This is a genomic window from Brevibacterium sp. SMBL_HHYL_HB1 (assembly GCF_018208375.1).
In the GTDB taxonomy this organism is placed as follows: Bacteria; Actinomycetota; Actinomycetes; order Actinomycetales; family Brevibacteriaceae; genus Brevibacterium; species Brevibacterium intestinavium.
On the sequence record NZ_CP062936.1, the window covers coordinates 4,098,278 to 4,117,378 of the forward strand.

Here is a 19,101-nt window from a genome sequence, read left to right on the forward strand (position 1 = left end):
CAGACAGCTTCGGTTGCACACCGAGCTCTCTGTCGTGGATAGGGCTCTCGGCGAAACCGCGGCTCAGAGGAGGTCGAGGATCGCCTCGGCGGCGGCGTGCGAGTCGTTGAGCGTGGCGGCGTCGACGCCCGGGTTCGCCGCGATCGCCAATCCCCACTGCATCGCGGACAGTTGGATCGACAGGGCGAATCGGCGCGGATGGACCGTGCCCTCGACATCGATCGTCCGGTAGGGGCGGGGAGTGAGGGCGAGCCCGTTGAGGGACTTCTCGCGCCCATCGTCCAAGGTCAGGCGGGCCGCAGTGAGCTGGCCGCGTTCGAGCATCCCGTGCAGCAGCACATCGGCGGCGCGGGCGACGGAGTTCGTCGGTGAGGCGGCGTCGATGACGACCCCGCCGGTGATCTCGCCGACGACCTGCGCCGAGGTGACCGTGAAGATCTCCGGGTGCGTCTCCTGCGCGTGTGGCCTCGGTTTCTCGGCATCGTCAGAAGCAGCCGTGTCGAGTGCGGCGGTGTTCTCCTCGATGCGCATATCGGGTCCGATGAAGGAGACGACGCCGGCTTCGGCGAGGGCGAGGAGTTCGGCGATCCGCTGTGGGGGAGGACCATCGCAGATGCCGGAGACGAAGCCCTCGAACCAGCCGCAGATCTCCATGTCGACGCTCACGCGATCGATGTGACCGGCGACGATGAGTTCCTTGAGCAGCAGCCGGGACTGCCACAGCACGGGGAACAGAGCCTTCTCCGGACTGCCGGTCGGGCCGGCCAGCGAATTGCGCAGGTCGGTGCGCAGGAAGTCGAGCATCCATTCGTGCAGCGAGTCGGGATCACCGGGCTCGCGGCTGGTGAAGAGTTCGCCCTCGAGCGGATTGAGCAGTGAGTGCAGGGACATCCGGTCGGCGGGGTCGGGGACCAGGACCTCTTCGATCTCGGACCAGGCGAAGGCCTCACGAGTGACACGTCCCTGACGGGCGGAGTCCTCGGCTGCAGTGGCGCTTGCGGCAGCACTCGTGTCCGCGGCAGCAGTGGCCGTGCCAGTGGCAGCGCTCGGCTGCGAAGCTGTGTTCGCTCGTGCAGCCGGCTGCGGATTCTCAGAGGTCTCGCGGGCGGCCGCCTGCGGGTGGGTCTCGTGCCAGGTGCGCCGGGTCAGGTGCCGTGAGACCGCCTCGGCGATGGCCTCGCGCAGCTGACCGGGATCACCGGCGAACGCCTCGGGGCGGACCTGAGACAGGGTGTGATAGTACGCCAGGCGGAGGTCGGCGAGGATGAGCGGCCACAGCTGGTCGTTGAACCGGGCCTCAGCGAAGCGGTCGCCGTCGAGATCGTCGAGGCCGGCGAGCAGGGCGACGTTGTCCCGAGTGAAATAGCGCAGCGGCCAGTCCTGTTTCGGGTGCTCGTGGCAGATGGGTTTGCTGCGGTAGGGGATGCCGCGACGTGAGCCGAGTGCCAGATGGGGTTCGAGCCCGCTGGGCTCGTAGCGCAGCCGTCCTCCGCAACGGGCGTCCGTCCCGGCCAGCGGCAGGAACCGGCCACCGCGCTCGTGGGTGAACAGGGTCTGCAGGTCGAAGTAGTTCAGCCCCATGCCGCGGACGATGACACGGTCGCCGGGAGCCACCTCGGCGACGGGGGCCTCTGCCGGCAGACCCTGCGGCAGGTACAGGCCGCCGCGGCGTTCGGCGAACGCGGCCAGCCGGGCGCGCTCCTCGGGTTGGGCGCTGGGGATGTGGCCGACGGCCAGCACCACCGCCGAGGCGATGATCGTCGTCCCGTTCTGACAGCGCACGAGCTGTTCGGGAGCAGAAGCGAACGGGCCGGGAGACGTGCCGGGCGCGGCCGAGGCTGCGTCCTCCGCGGCCTGCTGCGTGCCCGGGCGGGCTTCGGGCAGGTCCATGGCGGGCAGGTCGATGACCGACTCGGCCATCGTCCGGTGTTCGACGATCTCGACGAAGTCCGGTGCGCTGCGGCGGATGCGGGCATAGGCCTCGCGCAGATAGCGGCCGTAGAGGGCACGGCTGGGGAAGGTCGAATCGAGCGGATCGGTGCCGCCGTTGGCTGAGTACCATTCGGCCATTGACGGACCGGTCGGCTCGTCGTCGGCGTCGAGGAAGGAGCAGCTGGCGTCGGGGAAGACGGTCTGCTCGGCGATGGTGGTGTTCATCAGCAGCGATTCCGGCTGATCGGTGCGCCACACGATGCCCGCTCCGGGCGGATACGGGTCGATGAGGTGGATGGTCAGCGCCGGCCCGGCCGACTCAGGCACCTGCCGGGCGAAGCGCTTCGCGGCCAGAGCCACGAGCCGCTCGAGGACGGTGAGACCGCGCGGGCCGACGCCGATGATCGCGACCGCGGGAGCATGTGTCCGAGCGGGCTCACTCACTCCTGCTCGCCGGTTCCGCCGTCGGGGCCCGGGTAGCCGGGGAAGTCATCGCCCGGCTCATACCCCTTCGGGTAGCACTTGCCCTCGGCATTGGGCTCACCCGGCTTCTCGGAGGCACTCGCGTCCTCCTCGTCCTCGGTCTGATCCTCGGCGGCCTCATCGGAGGAGTCCGCGGGCTCGTCGTCCGAGGTCTCCGTCGAGGTGTCCGCGGACGAGTCCTGGGACTCGCTTCCGTCGTTGGTCGGCTTCGGCGTCTCCTCACCGTCCGAGGCTCCCTTGACCTCGCCGAGGATCCACTCGTGGAGGACATCGAAGTCCGGGTTGTAGGTGGGGGTGACATCGTTGTTGATCTGGACCGAGGTCACATCGCCCTTCTGCATCATGAGGGCGAGTTCGATGAAGGCCGGGATCTCGTTCTGCGGGATCGAGGTGGCGATGTTCCGCGTCGCCGAGTTCGCCAGCTTCGGATAGGCCGAGGCGATCTCCTGCGGGTCGATCTGCTCCAGGGTGGTCTTGAGCATGCGCTGCTGACGGCACATGCGATCGTAGTTGTCGCTGCCCTCACGGGAGCGGACGTACCACAGCGCATCCTTGCCCTTGAGCGTCTGCGGTCCCGGATCGACCCAGCCGTAGACTTCGTTCTTGACCCCGGACATCGACTTTCCGCCGCCCATCGGGATCGGGCGTTCGACGTCGATCTTGACCCCGCCGATGGCGTCGACGACGTCTTCGAATCCGGCCATGTCGACCGAGGCCCAATAGTCGAGGTCGAGGCCGAGCGAGCCCTCCACGGCCTGCATCGTCGCCCACATTCCGGGTTCGAGTCCGTGGGTGTTGCCGATTTCGTCCTCGTTCTGCTCGCCCCACTGCCACACGGCGTTGATGAGATCCTCGGAGGAATCGCCGGAGGGGCGGAATCCGTCGGGCCACTCCTCGGCGAGTTCGCTGCCCTCGGGAAAGACCGGGAAGGCGAGGTTGCGGGGCACGGAGATGAGCGCGGCATTGCCGGTCTTGGTGTCGATCGAGGCCACGAGCATCGTGTCCGGGCGGGTGCCCTCACGGTCGTCGCCGTTGTCGCGGCCCATGAGGAAGACGTTGATGTAGGGCTTGTCCGCCCACAGGTCCTCGGCGTTCTGGGACTCGCCGGTGCTGTCGCCGAAGAGGCTGGACACCGTCGACGACTGCACCCGGGCGAAGACCGACCCCACGCCGAGGGGGATGCCGATGATCAGTGCCAGGGAGACGACGAGGAGTCCCGCCATCTTGTTCTGCCAGGGCCGGTATCGGTGCCCGCGCCGCAGCCCGAGGTGGGACACGACCATCACGAGGATCCAGATCACGGCCACGAGCACGGCGCCGATGGCGAGGAAGTTGAGCAGGGTGGGGCTGGAGACGATGGTGGCGACCGCACGCACGGGCCCCTTGACGAGCAGATAGACGGCCCCGGTGAGCAGGGTGAGGACGAAGAGCCCGAACACCACGAGGCCGACAGGGCGGAAGCGCGTGCGCAGCAGTCCGACGCCCGGTAGCAGTGTGCTCAGCGAAGTCCAGCCGACGAGGCTGGGGAAGGTCTCGCCGAGGCGGGAGGAGTGACGTCGGGCCCGTGCCGGTTCGTGGGCGTCCGCTCGCTGCTCTTCGTTCCTCTGCCGGTCCCGTTTCCGGCTGCGCCCCCGGGCGCGTTCCTCGGCTGCGCGCCGTTCGCGCGCGTCTCGCCGAGTCGTCGGTCCCGCGTCCTCGCCGTCGGTCGGTCCGCCGGCGGAGCCGCCATCCGTCGCGGCGGATCCGCCGTCTGCCGCGTCCCTCGCCGAGGCGGCCGTGCCCTGGTCCGTGAATGTGCGCGGGGTGGTGTGGCCGGCTGAGTCCTCGGAGGTCTGCGGCCGGTCGGACCGCTCATCACGAGGCGTGTTCGAGCTTGCGGCGGCAGCCACACCGGCCGCCGATGCACCGCTGGCGGCTGCGGCTCGCAGCATGCGTGCCTCACGGCGTGTGCGGGGAGCCACGGGGCGAGGAGTCGGTGCCTTCGCAGAATCCGGCGAACCGGACGAGGAGCCGGCCGGTGAGCCCGACGACGAGCTGTCGGAGTTCGTCGGTTTTGCGGGTCGAGCCCTGGTGTAGGCGCCGCCTTGCCTGTCGGTCGAGGCTCGGTCGTCCGAACGTGTGGGCCGGGGCCGATCGGCACTCGACCGGTGCTGACCGGATGAGGAGGTGTGTGACTGGTCGGACTCGGGCGGCGTCGTCGAATCGCCGTCGCTGGCGGCGGTGTCGCCCCGGAATCTGGGGCGGGAGGAGGCGCGGAGTCGACGACCTGCGGCGGGAGAATCGGGGTTGCTCCCATTCGGTCCGCGCTTGTCAGGGGGAAACTCTGGCAAGTTGTCTACTCCTCAACGACTCTCTTCTCGTGCACAGCGGCCCGCTGCCGCTCTCGTTCGCCGGCACAGGACGCACCGGCAGATATCGGCAATCCTGACCGGCGGTCCCGAGGGGGAGACGAGAGCAGACCGCAAAGCACTTCATGCCGATTTTACGCCGCGACATTGATGAATGCTGGATTTCCTGTGTGGACGAGCAGGGGAGAGCCGGCGGTCGGCCCGGAAATTCGCCGATCGCGGGCCACTGAGACTATGACGAACGACACTTCGGAATATGACGCGGGACACTCTTGCGGCCCAAGCTTTGCCCTGGGTGGGCCCTGTCCCTTAGGCTGTTACCCGTAATGCTGGAAGGTCTGTCGCCGGACCGATGCGTCGGAGGCGATCACCGCATTGCGAATGGAGTCGTGGCTGAGCGGCCGAAAGCGTCACCCTGCTAAGGTGAAGTCCTCCGGACGGGGGACCGTGGGTTCAAATCCCACCGGCTCCGCGCACTGTTGAATCCCCGCGATCCGATGACAGATCGGATTGCGGGGATTCTGTCATTTCGTCCCCGGCGTCGGGCAGGCCGGTTCATCGAAGATTCACCGACAGCGACAAGGTCTGTAGTGAAAGTTGAGCGATTTCGGGCTAGGGTGAAATGAGTCCGCCCGCAGAGCCGCCGGAGATCACCTGAGCCGATCGGGTCCGGCGACATACGAGGAGAACTGAAATCACCATGCGCTCCATTCGCAGGACAGCACTGTCCGCAGCCGCCGTTGTTCTGGCCGTGACCCTGACCGCATGTTCGTCCGGAGACGACTCCGAGGCGTCGACGACCGAAGGTTCCGAATCCCAGGAGGCGGCCGAAGAATCGGGCGAATCCGACGGCTCCGATTCGAAGGGCGAAGCAGGATCCGCCGAGGCGGCCGGTCTCGACCTGAATGACCTGCCCGATCCGATCGCGAGCCAGGATATCCCCGCCGTCGTCGAGGGCGACGATGACGCTACGATGACCGTCGATCTCTTCGCGCTCAAACGTCAGGGTGAGACCGTCGTCGGTCAGTTCGGATTCACCGTGAACTCGAGCTCGACCGAGGAAGACTGGCTGTATGGCTACCTCGGTGACTCGGGTTGGTCTCCATTTCTCGTCGACTCGCAGAACCTGCGGAAGCACTCGGTGCTGAAGAAGAGCATCAATCGGGCGCAGACGGCAGTTCAGGGCCCGAAGTTCACCCCCGGTGAAACCTATTACGCTTTCGCTGTCTTCGCCGCACCCCCGCCGGACGTCGATGAAGTCGAGGTCTCGGTCGTCGACGGCACGAACCTCGTGACCGGAGCGACGATCTCGTGAAGATCGCAGTCGCCTGCTCTGCAGCGGCGCTTGCCGTCGGAATCGTCATCGCAGGGCCGCCCGGATCCGCAGTCGCGAACTCCTTGAATCCGCAAGATGTCGCTGACAGGGACACTCCGACACCCGAAGATTTCACCGACCCCGACCAGTCGACGATCGACGAGAGCATCGTCGACCTCGATCAGGGAATCGATGAGCTCGACAAAGGTATCGAGGATCTCGAATCGACCGAAGTCAGCGGCGACTCCGCCGTGGTCACCCTCGACACCGACATCCTCTTCGACTTCGACTCCGCCGAACTCAGCGACGCGGCGAAGAAGAAGGTCGCCGACCTCGTCAAGGACCTGCCGACGGATTCCGAGATCACCGTCGACGGCCACACGGATTCCAAGGGCGAGGACGACTACAATGAGAAGCTCTCCGAAGACCGCGCCGAGGCCGTCGCCGAGGTACTCACCTCGGAGAGCTCAGACCTCGACGTGACGGCGAAGGGGCATGGGGAGTCCGAACCCGTCGCCGCGAACGAGAAGGGCGGCGAGGACTACCCCGAGGGCCGGGCGAAGAATCGCCGCGTCGAGATCCGCTACGAGAACTGATCCAACCACCGCGAGGGCTGGTCGGATGGGGACACATCCCCTAGACTCGGGATTGTCAGTCAATAAAGGAATGTCTGACAAAATCTTTCATCGTCCGAGCGGTCGATGCAGCGTTCGAACAGCGCAAGGAGGTCAGGATGAAGATTCTGCTGGTGGGATCAGGCGGACACGTCGGCGGTGTGGCGCGGGCCGAACTCGAGAAGCGCGGGCACGACGTCATCGGTGCCACTCGCTCGACCGACCCGGGCGTGGACACCTCGGACGCCGATTCGATCTCCAAGCTGCTCGAGGCGGTCGGCGTCGTCGACGCGATCGTCGTCGCCGTCGGCGCCGCCGCATTCAAGCCGGTCACCGAGCTCACTCGTGAGGACTACACCGAGGCCTTCGTCTCGAAGACGCTCGGGCAGATCGAGTTCGTCACCCAGGGGCTCGACCACCTCAGCGATGGTGGATCGATCACCTTCGTCACCGGAGTGCTCAGCCGCGAACCCGTGCCCACTGCCTCGGCCGCGGCCATGGCCAACGGCGCCGTCGAATCCTTCGTCGTCTCCGCCGCGCCCGAACTGCCGCGGGGCATCCGCATCAACGCGGTCAGCCCGAATGTGCTCGCGAACTCCCCGCACTTCCATGACGCCTTCGCCGGGATGATCCCGGTGACCGACGAGGAGGTGGCCAGCGCCTTCGTGCGCTCGGTCGAGGGCAACGTCACCGGTCGCATCCTCACGGTCTGAGACCCTTGCCCCGCCGCGGCCCTTCACGTGCAGGGGCCGCGCAGGGGCGGAGAAGCGACCCTCCGCCGGCACGGGGCTGATCAGTACAATGAGGAGAAGTCGGTCCGGATATGCGGATGAGGCCGTCCGTGAGCGTCAAGCCGGCCCCGGCCGCTCATGGGGGGCCGTCCCGAGTGACATCGGGCCGGCAGCAGAGAGTCGTATCGAGAAGGCAGTCAGACAGTGGACCCGGTGGAGACAGCGCGCGGCGCAGCGGAACGGACGTCTGCGCGGACTCCGGTCTCGAACACCGAGCGCCGGCAGCGCGTCATCGACGAGATCAAGCGCCGTATCGTGCTCGGTGAGCTCAGGCCCGGGGAGCGGATCATCGAGGCGGATCTGACCTCATCGCTCGAGGTCAGCCGACCCACGGCTCGTGAGGCGCTCAACCAGATGGCCCGCGATGGCTTCCTTATCCAAGAGGCTTACCGCGGCCTGCGGGTGGCCGATATCGAAGTCGACTCGATGCTCGAGATCGCTCGCGTCCGCGTTGCTCTCGACACCGAGGCGATCGACGAGATCCTCGATGATTCCACCGGCGCGCGCATGGCCCGACTCGAAGAGAGCTGGGAGCGCTTCGAGAGCGAGAGCAATGCGGCCGATCCGCTCGCCGTCCACGAGGCTCATATCCGGTTCCATCGCGGAATCTGGGAAGCCGCGGGCAACTATCTGCTGATGCGCATCTGGCCCGTCGTCGAAGCGCAGATGACGATCATCCTCGCCTACGACCAGTTCACCAGACGCGACGCCGAGCGTGCCCATGCCATCCATGCGGCGCTCATGCGCGCCATCCGCAGCGGCGACCGCGCCCGGATCCGCACCGCCCTCGACGTCCATACGATGGACAGCGCCCAGGAGCTCGCGCTCCTCGTCTCCGGCTCCTCCGATCAGGACTGATGGTCCTTCCGCCCGGGACTGACCCCGCCCGGGACTGACCCCGCCAGGACTGACCCCGCCCGGGGCCGATCGCGCCGAGGCGGCCGTGCGCCCCTTCGCCTGCACGGCCGGTCCCGCGTGCGCTCCGCCCCCACGCGCACGGACATCACCCGAACAGTGCCCATCCTTGACCACGGTGGAGGGATTGACGCGCCTGCCAACAGTGCGTAACGTATTCAACAAGTGATTGTCATACAATAAACTCATGAGCCCGTGAGGCCGAATGACGGCCGAGGAGACCAATGGAGGTAACCGGATGAGGACTGTCGTAGTCGGCGGTGGCGTGGTCGGGCTGACCACGGCCTACGAGCTGGCCGTTCGGGGCCACGAGGTCACGGTCATCGAGGCCGAGCGCTGCGGCGCCGGCGCCTCACACGGAAACGCCGCGAAGATCGCGATCGCCGAGAGCAATCCGGTTCCGGCCCCCGGCGTCCTCCTCCAAGGCATCAAGTGGATGCTCCGGCCCGACAGCCCGCTGTCGATCAAACCCTCGCTGGCTCCCGGCTATCTCAAGTTCCTCCTGCGCATGGCCAGACACTGCAATGCGCGTGACTTCGAGTCCGGGCTCGACCTTCATCTGCGCCTCGGCGAGGATGCGAACGAGCTGTTCGACGAGTACCAGCGACAGGGCATCGATTTCGAGATGCACGATCGCGGAGTGCTGCTGGCCTTCGAGACCCGGAAACGGTTCGACGAGCACTGCGAGAGCCTGCCCGCCCTCGAATCCGCCGGTCACCACCCGCAGCACCTGCACGGTGACGAGGTGCAGGAGGCCGAACCGGCGCTCAGTGATCGGATCCGCCACGGACTCTTCTTCCCAGCCGATCGGCAGATCGAGCCGGATTCGCTGACCGCCGGCCTGCTGGCGAAGCTCGCCGAACTCGGCGTCGTCGTGCGCGAGCACACCCGCGTGAAGCGGTTCGTCCGCTCCGGCGAGACCGTCACCGCCGTCGTCACCGACGACGCCGAGGTGATTAGAACCGAGGCACTCGTCATCGCCGCCGGCGTCCCCTCCGGTGGCCTGCTGGGCGAACTCGGACAGAGGGTCCCGATCTACTCGGGCAAGGGCTACAGCATCGACTACTCGCCGGCGCCGTTCGAGCTGCGCACCTCACTGACCCTCGAAGACGCCCGAGTCGCCGTCACTCCGCTGAACGGAATGCTCCGCCTGGCCGGAACCATGGAGTTCGGCAGCACGGACGACAGCGTCAACGAGATCAGAGTCGAGGCCATCCGCCGCGCCGGCCGCGAAGCCTTCCACGCCTGGAGGGACGGCGAGGGGGAGCGCACTCCGTGGGCGGGATCGCGTCCGATGACGCCCGACGGGCTGCCGGTCATCGGCCGCCTCGACTCCGTGGCCAATGCCTACGTCAATTCCGGCCACTCGATGCTCGGTCTGACCCTGGCACCGGGATCGGCCCGCCTGCTGGCCGAGCTGATGACCGACGGCAGCCCCAGCCTGCCGGCCGAGCAGCTGGCGAAGGTCTCACCGAACCGCTTCTGACAGGGTGCCTCGAGAGGACCGCACCCCGCGGGGTCCTGCCTCGGCAGGGCTGAACCTCGGCCCGACGGACCCGGCCATCGCCAGCCGGCCCGACGGACCCGACCACCGCCCAGTGCACCGTCCCCACCGGCCCGCACGGGCCGGTTCGACCGCACGGGCCGGTTCGACCGCATCGCCCGCCCACACCAACCGACTCTCAGAGACAACCGACCCCGACAAGGAAGACAGATGACCACTGAGCAGTTCAGCGGCGTGCTCGCCGCCGTCGTCACCCCGTTCACCGCAGACGGTTCCGCCGTCGATGTCGAAGGCGTTCGCCGGCAGGCCGACCACATCATCTCCGGCGGCGTCAACGGGCTCGTGCCCGGAGGCTCGACCGGCGAGTTCACCGCCCTGACCGTCGAGGAGCGCAAGGCCTCGAACCGCGCGTACATCGAGGCCGCAGCCGGCCGCGCCCCGTCGTCGCAGGCACCGGAGCCCTGAGCACCGCCGAGACCATCGAACTGACCCGGGACGCCAAGGACGCCGGAGCCGATGCCGTGATGGTCGTCCCGCCCTTCTACGACGCCCCCGACTTCGATGCCCTGATCGCTCACTACTCGGCGATCACCGAGGCAGTCGACATCCCGATCATGTACTACAACATCCCGGCCGCCACCGGGGTGGAGCTGAGCTCGCAGCAGCTCGGCGAACTCGGCCGCAGAACCGGAGTGACCAGCTACAAGGACACCGGCGGCGACTTCCCGAAGTTCACCGAGGTCCACTTCGATGAAGCCGAGGACATCCAGGCCCTCAACGGCTGGGACACCCTGACCTTCGCCGCCTTCGCCCTCGGTGCCCGCGCCGGAGTGTGGGGCGCGGCCAGCGTCATCCCCGGCCTCTGCGCCGAGCTCTACCAGGCCGTCGCCGTCGACGGAGACCTCGCCCGCGGTCGCGAGCTGTGGGCGAAGATCAACCCGATCTGTGTCTTCCTCGAGTCACACAGCTATGCTGGCGCCATCAAGGCAGGAACGGCACTCGTCGGAGTCGACGCCGGTCCGACCCGTTCGCCGATCCTGCCGCTGGCCGAGGAGTTCGTCGACGAACTGCGCGGCCTGCTGCGCGATGCCGGCGTCTCGGTCGTCGGCTGATGAGCCGCGGAAGCGAGGAAGTGTGACAAACAGGCAGATCATCCAGGCGGTCGACGTCCATGCCGCCGGAGAGCCGGGCCGAGTGCTTCTCGGCTCGAACCTCAAGGTCAAGGGCTCGACCATGGTCGAGAAGCTGCGCTACTGCCAGGAGCACCTCGACGACTTCCGCACTCTCATCCTGCAGGAGCCGCGCGGCTATCCCGGAATGTGCTCGCCGATCGTCGTGTCCGCGCCCGATCCCAGCTGCGACTTCGGGATGATCGTGATGGAGCAGGGCGGGTTCAAGCCGATGTCCGGCTCGAACCTCATCTGCACCGTCACGGCCCTGGTGGAGACCGGTACCGTCGACATCAGCGAACCCATCACGGAGCTGCGCATCGACACGGCGGCCGGCGTCGTCACCGCCCGCGCCGAGGTGGTCGACGGTCGAGCGAAGAACGTGACCTTCGACAATGTGCCGGCGTTCGTCCACGGACTCGACCTGCCGCTGACGGTCCCCGGCTACGGAACGATCCCCGTCGACCTCGTCTTCGGCGGACAGTTCTACGTCCAGACCGCGGCGGACAACCTCGGCGTGGATCTCGAACCGGACAACGCCAAGGAGATCATCCGTGCGGCCAGCGTGATGCTGCAGGCGGCGAACGAGACCTTCGAGGTCAGCCACCCGCTCATCTCCGAGATCGATTCGATCGGCCTGCCGATGATCCACGGACCCGCCCGCACCGAAGGCACCGACGGACGCAACGCCGTCGTCCTGCCCAACGGTGCGGTCGATCTCAACGATGCGAGCACCTGGTCGGGCACGCTCGACCGGTCGCCGTGCGGAACCGGCACCAGTGCACGTGTGGCCGCCAAGCACGCACGCGGCGAACTCGCCGTCGGTGAGAGGTTCGTCCACGAATCGATGATGGGAACGACCTTCACCGCCGAGGTGAGGGAGGAGACGACGCTGGGCGGGGTTCCGGCCGTGGTCCCCTCGATCAGCGGGCGGGGCTGGATCACCGGATTCCAGCAGCTCGTCGTCGAAGCCGATGACCCGTTCCCCGTCGGCTACACCGTCGGCGACATCTGGGGACGGGGAATCGGACGGATGACCGCCGAAGGCGTGGACTGAGGGCCGTGCCGCGACCGCTGCGCGCGGCAGACTCTGCCACCAGGAGAGGACCAGCCATGGAACTGCAGTCCCACACCATCATCGTCACCGGAGCGGCCGGCGGCATCGGATCGGCCATCACCGCGGCCTGCGCCCGGCAGGGTGCGCGGGTGGCCGCCGTCGACCGCGTCGAAGCGGTGGCACCGTCCGGTGAGGGCATCCCCGCCGAGGCGGTCACGCCCTTCCTCGCGGATCTGTCCGAATCCGCCGGGTGCACCGATCTCCTCGCCGAGGTGACCGACCGCCTCGGCGCCGTCGACGGGCTCGTCAACTGCGCCGGGGTGATGCGTCGCGGCGATCTGCTCGAGATCGACGAGGACGACTGGGCGGCGACCTACGCCGTCAACGTCGACGCAGTCATGCGCCTGTGCCGGGCGGCGCTGCCCCTCCTCAAGAAGGCCGATTCGGCCGCCATCGTCAATATCGCCTCGCAGTGGGGGGCTGCAGCCGGCCGGCGGACACATCGCGTACAACAGTTCGAAGGCCGCGGTGGTCTCGCTCACCCGCAGTCTGGCCAGGGACTTCGGGGCCCACGGGGTGCGCGCGAACTCGATCTGCCCCGGTGAGATCCTCACCCCCCCCATGCTGCAGCAGAAGCTCGACGACGGCGGCATCGCCGAATCCGAGCTGGCCGCTTCGATTCCGCTCGGGCGGCTCGGCCGGCCCGCCGAGGTCGCGGAGCTGACGACCTTCCTGCTCAGCGACCGGGCTTCGTTCATCTCGGGCGCGGCCGTCGAGATCGCAGGAGCCCAGCAGGTGGGCTGAATCGGCGCGGACTGCGCGCTGGGATGTGTCTGACAATCACGGGCCGGGCGTCCCTTCATGATCGGTCACGCTTGTGGAATGATGTGACAGAAGATGAGGGCGAGGTCAGCCCGTCCTGATTCTTGCCTGTAAGACAAAGATGTTCGAACGAGAGCGGCTGAGAGAGGCGAGTCGGATGAGCGGCAATGGTGCGGCGCGGGGCTACGGAGTGTCTTCGGCAGGAGAGCGCATCGGCTTCGACGAGCTGGCGGCGGCGATCGAATCGAAGCTGATCGCTGCCGGAGCATCCCCGGCGACGGCGCGCGTGCTGGCGAGCAACTGCGCCGCCTGCGAACGTGACGGCACCCTCAGCCACGGAGTCTTCCGGGTGGCCGGCTACCTCGATTCGCTCGAGCGCGGGTGGGCCAACGGATCCGCCGAGGCGACCGTCGATGTCGTCAGCTCCTCCTTCGTCCGCATCGACGGGGACAACGGATTCGCCCAGCCGGCGCTTGCCGCGGCCGGGGCGGAGATCGATCAGGCGCTCGCCGATACGGGTGTCGCGGTCATCGCCCTGGCCAACACCCACCACTTCAGTGCACTGTGGCCCGAGCTCGAGTCCTTCGCCCGCGACGGCCGGGTCGCCATGGCGATGATCGCCAGCGGCAAACTCGCCGTCGTCCCCGAAGGCGCGACGCGGCCGGTCTTCAGCACGAACCCCTTCGCCTTCGCGACCCCCGTGGCCGGGGGCGATCCCGTCGTCTTCGACTTCTCCACTTCCTCGATGTCCCATGGAGACCTGCAGCTGCTGCGGGCCGAGGGCCGGGAGGTTCCGATCGGCACCGGCGTCGACTCGACCGGCGCCGACACCAGGGACCCGGAGACCATCCTCGACGGAGGCGGCATCCGCCCCTTCGGCGGGCACAAGGGTGCGATGCTGTCATTCATGATCGAGACGCTGGCGGCCGGACTGACCGGCGGGGCCTTCACCTTCGAGATCGACGCCGAGGCCCCCGAGGGGGTTCACACCTTCCGCACCGGCCAGCTCTACATCGTCATCGATCCCGAGCGAGGTGGGAACGAAGCCTACCTGGCCCGCGTCCGGGGATTCATCGATATGCTCCGGGACGCCGGAATGGACCGACTGCCCGGCGATCGTCGCTATGCCAATCGCGCCGAGGCTGCCGAGGCCGGAATCCCCGTCACCGACACCATTCGCGCGCTGCTCGACTGAACGGAAACGGCGGAGGAGACCGCGCGCGGTATCGAGCTCAACCGTGCATCCGCCACCACAGCAGCGCAACGTGCAGTGCCGTGCGCGACTCCGCATCGTCGAGAGAGACGCCGAGGCGGTCCTGCAGCTTCGCGATCCGAGCGTAGAGCGCGGGTCGGGACAGGTATCCGGCTCGCGCCATCGCGGACTTGTTCCCACCATGGGCGAGGTGGAGACCGAGGAGATCCAACAGCTCCTCGTCGGCCGTGTCCCCGAGCAGCGGTCCGAGCTCGCCCTCGGCGAAGGCCCGCAGCCGCGAGTCCTCGGCCAGCAGCGACAGCAGACCGCGAAGGCGGACGTCCGATGAGCGGTAGAACGAGCGCCGGCGGACGTCGAGGGTGGAGGCGACCTCGGCGACCTGGGCGGCAGCCTCGAGCCGGGCGACCGCCCGGCGCAGGGACGTGCTGGCCCGACCGACCCCGACGACCCGGCCGTCCGCGGGTCCCTCGAGCTCGGCGAGGACATCGGTGAGGACGGCCTCGGGCTCATTACGCGCAGCAGGCCGAGGTCTGCGCTCCGTCGTCCGGCCGGCCGGAGCCAGAACGAACCCGAAGACTCCCGACTGCAGGCTGGTCATCAGGCAGCACCGCCCCAGACGCGCGACGGCGGCGACGATCTCCTGAGTCAATCCGCGCTCCTGCAGCTGGATGCGCGTCGGGTCGGCCTCCTCACCCCGATCGAGGCGGACGACGACCGGGATGAGTTCGGCTCCCTCGGCGGGGGAGAAGCCCAGGGACCGCGCGCGCTGCAGCGCCGCATGTTCGTCGAGGCCATCGGAGTCCGAGATCTCCCGGATCAGTCCGCTCTGCGCCTGCAGCAGCAGATCCTGTTCGTCACGGTCGGCCATGCGGGTCAGCGTCAGAGCCTCGCCGGCGCGTTCGATGATCTGTTCGAGGGCCGCGCTCGTCTCCGTCGGACTCGGCACGACGAGCCGACCCCACCGGCGAGCACTCAGTCCGACGGGAGTCTGCCTCCAGCGCGCCGCCTCACCGACCCCGGGCGCCGTGGCCCTGCCGGTGACCAGGTCCGCCCACTTCTGGACCAGCGACTGGGAGTCCCGGCCGGCATGGGCGAGAACGCGATGGGAGACATCCTCGAGGACCACGGGCACCGCCAGCAGTTCGGCCGTGCGATCGACGATCGTCTGCGCGCTCGCCCGCTCCAGGCTCAGCTGGGTGTAGGTCTCGTGGATCTCCTGTGCGTGCTCGAGCCGGGACAGCTGCTGAGCCAGGAGCCGACGGTGGGCGAGTTCGGTGATCCTGACGAACTTGACCCGTCGCGGCAGCAGGACGATCGGCAGTGAGCGCCCCGCCGCGGCCGCGCGCACGATCGTGCTCGCCTGCTCATCAGGGGCCGAGTCCTCGTCGACGAGCTCGACGATCGTTCCGGCAGCGCCGACTGTCTCGAGCTGGTCGAAGAACTCCGACATCGCCGCGGCCGAGCGGCGGAATGTGGTGGCCGTGGTGAGCACGAGCTCCCCGCCTTCGAGGAAGCGCTCGACGTGCTCGGAATCGGCGATGTGGACCCACCGGATGGTCCTCGACAGCTCGTCCTCGCCCGCGAGCACCTCGGGCGCGGCACTGCTGACCTCCCCGAATTCGAGCAGGCCGGCGATGCTCAGCGATCCCTCGCCCGAATCCTGTTCGGCCGTGCCCGGCGAGCCCTCCTCAGCCATGCCCGGCGAGTGCTTCCCGGCCGCCGGCGAGTCGGTGTGCCGCGCGAATGATCGAGCGTCCATTGACACAGTGTAAGGCCACTGGCTCCTGTTATTACAGTCTGACACTACTGCGAACGGCAGCGACGACGGAAGATGGAGCCAGCCGACCCATCGACGACGAAGAAGGACACCGATGCCCACTCTCTCCCATTGGATCAACGGACAGACCGTCACCGCGAGCACCGACACCCGCCTCGGCGATATCACGAACCCCGCCACCGGCGTCGTCAGCGGCCAGGTGGCGCTCGGTTCGAAGGCGACCGTGGAATCGGCGATCACCGCCGCCGCCGAGGCGTTCCCCGCCTGGCGCGACACCTCGCTGGCGAAGCGGACGAGCGTCCTGTTCGCCTTCCGCGAGCTGCTGAACGCGCGCAAGCAGGAACTGGCCGAGATCATCACCGCCGAACACGGCAAGGTCGTCTCCGATGCCCTCGGTGAAGTCGCCCGCGGCCAGGAAGTCGTCGAATTCGCCTGCGGCATCGCCGCCCACCTCAAGGGCGGTCACACGCAGAACGCCTCGACGAACGTCGACGTCCACTCGCTGCGCCAGCCCCTGGGCGTGGCCGCGATCATCTCGCCGTTCAACTTCCCGGCCATGGTGCCGATGTGGTTCTTCCCCGTGGCCATCGCCGCCGGCAACACCGTCGTGCTCAAGCCCTCGGAGAAGGACCCGACGGCGGCGAACTGGATCGCCGAGCTGTGGAAGGAAGCGGGCCTTCCCGACGGCGTATTCAACGTCGTCCACGGTGACAAGGAAGCCGTGGACACGCTCCTGACCAGCCCCGAGGTCGCCTCGGTGTCGTTCGTCGGATCGACCCCGATCGCGAAGTACGTCTACGAGAACGGCACCGCCGCCGGCAAGCGCGTCCAGGCCCTCGGCGGGGCGAAGAACCACATGCTGGTCCTGCCCGACGCCGATCTCGACCTCGCCGCCGACGCCGCCGTCAACGCCGGCTACGGTGCCGCCGGTGAACGCTGCATGGCGATCTCCGTGGTCGTGGCCGTCGACTCGATCGCCGATGAGCTCGTGGCAAGGATCGCCGAGCGCACCCGCACTCTGCGCATCGGCGACGGCAGAGGCGAACCGGATATGGGCCCGCTGGTGACCGCCGCCCACCGCGACAAGGTCTCCGGCTACATCGACGCGGGAGTCGAAGCCGGCGCGAAGCTCGTCCTCGACGGACGCGAGCACGACCACACGGACGGCTTCTTCCTCAACCCGACCCTGTTCGACGAGGTCACGACCGATATGTCGATCTACACCGACGAGATCTTCGGCCCCGTGCTCGCCGTCGTCCGCGTCCCCGGCTACGACGAAGGACTCGACCTCATCAACGCCAATCCCTACGGCAACGGCACCGCGATCTTCACCAATGACGGCGGTGCGGCCCGGCGCTACGAGAACGAGGTCGAGGTCGGCATGGTCGGCGTCAACGTCCCGATCCCCGTGCCGGTGGGCCACTACTCCTTCGGCGGATGGAAGAACTCGCTGTTCGGCGACACTCACGCCTACGGCGAAGAGGGAGTCCACTTCTTCACCCGCGGCAAGGTCGTGACCTCACGCTGGCTCGACCCCAGCCACGGAGGTCTCGACCTCGGATTCCCCACCAACGACTGATGTCTCGCGCACTCGGACCCACCTCGGCGAAGGAGCAATCATGACAACGACGACCCCAGAACACACGCAGGCGGCGACGGCGGAGACGATCGGTGAGGAACGCCTCGCGGCCGGGCGGCGGGCCCACGAACTCGATCGAGCGCACGTCTTCCACTCCTGGCAGGCGCAGGGACCGTTCCAGCCGATGACGATCGTCGATGCGGCCGGCCCCTATGTCTGGGACGGTGAGGGGCGGAAGCTGCTCGACATGTCATCACAGCTGGTCAACACGAACATCGGGCACCAGCACCCGGCCGTCGTCGCGGCCATTCAGGCCCAGGCGGGCACGCTGTGCACGATCGCCCCGCAGCACGTCAACGAGGCCCGCTCCGAAGCGGCCAGACTCATCGCCGAGCGCACCCCGGGCGATCTCGACCACGTGTTCTTCACCAACGGCGGGGCCGACGCGAACGAGCACGCGATCCGCATGGCCCGGCTGCACACGGGACGGACGAAGGTGCTCTCGGCCTACCGCAGCTACCACGGCGGCACCCAGCTGGCCGTCAATGTCACCGGCGACCCCCGTCGCTTCGCCAACGACTATTCGGCCGAGGGCGTCGTCCACTTCGTGCCCGCCTACCAATACCGTTCGCACTTCTCCTCGACCTCGGAGACGGAGGAGACGCAGCGGGCGCTGGCCCACCTCGAGGACATGATCACCCTTGAGGGCCCGGACAACATCGCCGCCCTCATCCTCGAGACCGTTCCGGGCACCGCCGGGATCTACGCCCCTCCGGCCGGATACCTCGAAGGCGTGCGCGAGCTGACGGCCCGCTACGGGATCGTCTTCATCGCCGACGAGGTGATGGCCGGGTTCGGACGCACCGGACGCTGGTTCGCCGTCGACCACTGGGACGTGACACCGGATCTCATCACCTTCGCCAAGGGCGTGAACTCCGGTTACGTCCCACTCGGCGGAGTGGCGATCTCCGATGCGATCTTCGAGACCTTCCGCGACCGCGCCTACCCCGGCGGGCTGACCTACTCGGGGCATCCGCTGGCCTGCGCGGCGGCGGTGGCGACGATCACCGCGATGGAGACCGAGGGCATGGTCGACAACTCCGACCGCCTCGGCGCCGAGATCATCGGTCCGACGCTGCGGGAATTCGCGCAGCGCCACCCCTCGATCGGGGATGTGCGCGGCATGGGGTGCTTCTGGGCGGTCGAACTCGTCAAGGACCGGACGACGAAGGAACCGCTGGCCGCCTACGGTGGCAGCTCACCGGAGATGAACGAGGTCATCGCCGCGCTCAAGGCCGACGGTGTGCTTCCGTTTGCGAACTTCAACCGGATTCACGTCGTCCCGCCGCTGAATACGCCTGACGACGACCTCCGGTTCGGGCTCGCCGCTCTCGACCGGGCCCTCGACGTCGCCGATCGCTTCGTCACGGAGTGAGCCGGATTCGGGCCTGATCGGCGATATTCGCGTCCACGGACCCCTTCGGACTGTGACAGTTCTTGCACTCGTCCAGACGATGGGGTCCGTTTGCGCATGTCAGAAGTGAACATCCGGTGAACGAGGTGGAGTATGGTCGAACTGCGG

Annotated in this window: 14 protein-coding genes, 1 tRNA gene and 1 pseudogene; 13 read left to right on the forward strand and 3 right to left on the reverse strand. The window is 67.9% G+C overall.

Annotation, left to right across the window (positions count from 1 at the left end; translation table 11 throughout):
• Positions 1-63: 63 nt before the first annotated feature.
• Complete coding sequence (locus IG171_RS18555) at positions 64-2,376, reverse strand: FAD/NAD(P)-binding domain-containing protein (protein WP_212128816.1); 2,313 nt, start codon at positions 2,374-2,376, stop codon at positions 64-66.
• Positions 2,373-4,376 carry an LCP family protein gene (locus tag IG171_RS18560; RefSeq protein WP_249203834.1) on the reverse strand — a complete coding sequence of 668 codons (2,004 nt, stop codon included), beginning with the start codon at positions 4,374-4,376 and terminating at the stop codon, positions 2,373-2,375. Before IG171_RS18560 ends, IG171_RS18555 begins: the two co-directional genes overlap by 4 nt.
• Before the next feature lie 770 nt (positions 4,377-5,146).
• Here IG171_RS18560 and IG171_RS18565 point away from each other — a divergent pair.
• From IG171_RS18565 to IG171_RS18620, 11 genes and pseudogenes are all read left to right on the forward strand, one after another.
• Positions 5,147-5,235: transfer RNA gene (locus IG171_RS18565), tRNA-Ser, on the forward strand.
• A gap of 228 nt (positions 5,236-5,463) precedes the next feature.
• Positions 5,464-6,078 (forward strand): hypothetical protein, encoded by a 615-nt coding sequence (locus IG171_RS18570; RefSeq protein ID WP_212128818.1) that lies wholly within the window; start codon positions 5,464-5,466, stop codon positions 6,076-6,078.
• The gene (locus tag IG171_RS18575; RefSeq protein WP_212128820.1) at positions 6,075-6,674 is read left to right on the forward strand and encodes an OmpA family protein; all 600 of its coding nucleotides are present in this window, start codon (positions 6,075-6,077) and stop codon (positions 6,672-6,674) included. Before IG171_RS18570 ends, IG171_RS18575 begins: the two co-directional genes overlap by 4 nt.
• 137 nt (positions 6,675-6,811) lie before the next feature.
• Entirely contained in the window at positions 6,812-7,405 is a 594-nt protein-coding gene (locus tag IG171_RS18580; protein WP_212128821.1) for a short chain dehydrogenase, read from the forward strand.
• Between the two features lie 231 nt (positions 7,406-7,636).
• A complete protein-coding gene (locus tag IG171_RS18585; RefSeq protein WP_249203836.1) occupies positions 7,637-8,341 on the forward strand; it encodes a GntR family transcriptional regulator in 705 nt (234 codons plus the stop codon).
• Positions 8,342-8,636: 295 nt separating this feature from the next.
• A complete protein-coding gene (locus tag IG171_RS18590; protein ID WP_212128823.1) occupies positions 8,637-9,884 on the forward strand; it encodes an FAD-dependent oxidoreductase in 1,248 nt (415 codons plus the stop codon).
• Between the two features lie 228 nt (positions 9,885-10,112).
• Positions 10,113-11,014 (forward strand): annotated as a pseudogene (locus IG171_RS18600) (dihydrodipicolinate synthase family protein).
• Positions 11,015-11,036: 22 nt separating this feature from the next.
• Positions 11,037-12,128, forward strand: coding sequence for a proline racemase family protein (locus IG171_RS18605; RefSeq protein ID WP_212128825.1), 1,092 nt, complete (start codon positions 11,037-11,039; stop codon positions 12,126-12,128).
• Positions 12,129-12,184: 56 nt separating this feature from the next.
• Complete coding sequence (locus IG171_RS18610) at positions 12,185-12,733, forward strand: SDR family oxidoreductase (protein ID WP_212128827.1); 549 nt, start codon at positions 12,185-12,187, stop codon at positions 12,731-12,733.
• Positions 12,657-12,932, forward strand: a complete 276-nt coding sequence (locus tag IG171_RS19290; protein WP_212128829.1) for an SDR family oxidoreductase — start codon at positions 12,657-12,659, stop codon at positions 12,930-12,932. The genes IG171_RS18610 and IG171_RS19290 overlap by 77 nt, the downstream gene beginning before the upstream one ends.
• A 175-nt stretch (positions 12,933-13,107) precedes the next feature.
• The gene (locus tag IG171_RS18620; protein ID WP_212128831.1) at positions 13,108-14,145 is read left to right on the forward strand and encodes an Ldh family oxidoreductase; all 1,038 of its coding nucleotides are present in this window, start codon (positions 13,108-13,110) and stop codon (positions 14,143-14,145) included.
• A 37-nt stretch (positions 14,146-14,182) separates the two neighbouring features.
• Here IG171_RS18620 and IG171_RS18625 read toward each other — a convergent pair whose 3' ends face one another.
• Positions 14,183-15,922, reverse strand: a complete 1,740-nt coding sequence (locus IG171_RS18625; RefSeq protein ID WP_249203840.1) for a PucR family transcriptional regulator — start codon at positions 15,920-15,922, stop codon at positions 14,183-14,185.
• A 112-nt stretch (positions 15,923-16,034) separates the two neighbouring features.
• On the opposite strand from IG171_RS18625, the gene IG171_RS18630 reads away from it, so the two are divergent.
• Positions 16,035-17,519 carry a CoA-acylating methylmalonate-semialdehyde dehydrogenase gene (locus IG171_RS18630; RefSeq protein ID WP_212128833.1) on the forward strand — a complete coding sequence of 495 codons (1,485 nt, stop codon included), beginning with the start codon at positions 16,035-16,037 and terminating at the stop codon, positions 17,517-17,519.
• 40 nt (positions 17,520-17,559) lie between these two features.
• Positions 17,560-18,954, forward strand: a complete 1,395-nt coding sequence (locus IG171_RS18635; protein WP_212128835.1) for an aspartate aminotransferase family protein — start codon at positions 17,560-17,562, stop codon at positions 18,952-18,954.
• Positions 18,955-19,101: the final 147 nt, after the last annotated feature.

Coding starts and splice junctions, on each gene's coding strand:
- IG171_RS18580 (WP_212128821.1), top strand. CDS start 6,812: ATGAAGATTCTGCTGGTGGGATCAGGCGGACACGTCGGCGGTGTGGCG.
- IG171_RS18590 (WP_212128823.1), top strand. CDS start 8,637: ATGAGGACTGTCGTAGTCGGCGGTGGCGTGGTCGGGCTGACCACGGCC.
- IG171_RS18570 (WP_212128818.1), top strand. CDS start 5,464: ATGCGCTCCATTCGCAGGACAGCACTGTCCGCAGCCGCCGTTGTTCTG.
- IG171_RS18610 (WP_212128827.1), top strand. CDS start 12,185: ATGGAACTGCAGTCCCACACCATCATCGTCACCGGAGCGGCCGGCGGC.
- IG171_RS18635 (WP_212128835.1), top strand. CDS start 17,560: ATGACAACGACGACCCCAGAACACACGCAGGCGGCGACGGCGGAGACG.
- IG171_RS18620 (WP_212128831.1), top strand. CDS start 13,108: ATGAGCGGCAATGGTGCGGCGCGGGGCTACGGAGTGTCTTCGGCAGGA.
- IG171_RS18630 (WP_212128833.1), top strand. CDS start 16,035: ATGCCCACTCTCTCCCATTGGATCAACGGACAGACCGTCACCGCGAGC.
- IG171_RS18625 (WP_249203840.1), bottom strand. CDS start 15,922: ATGGACGCTCGATCATTCGCGCGGCACACCGACTCGCCGGCGGCCGGG.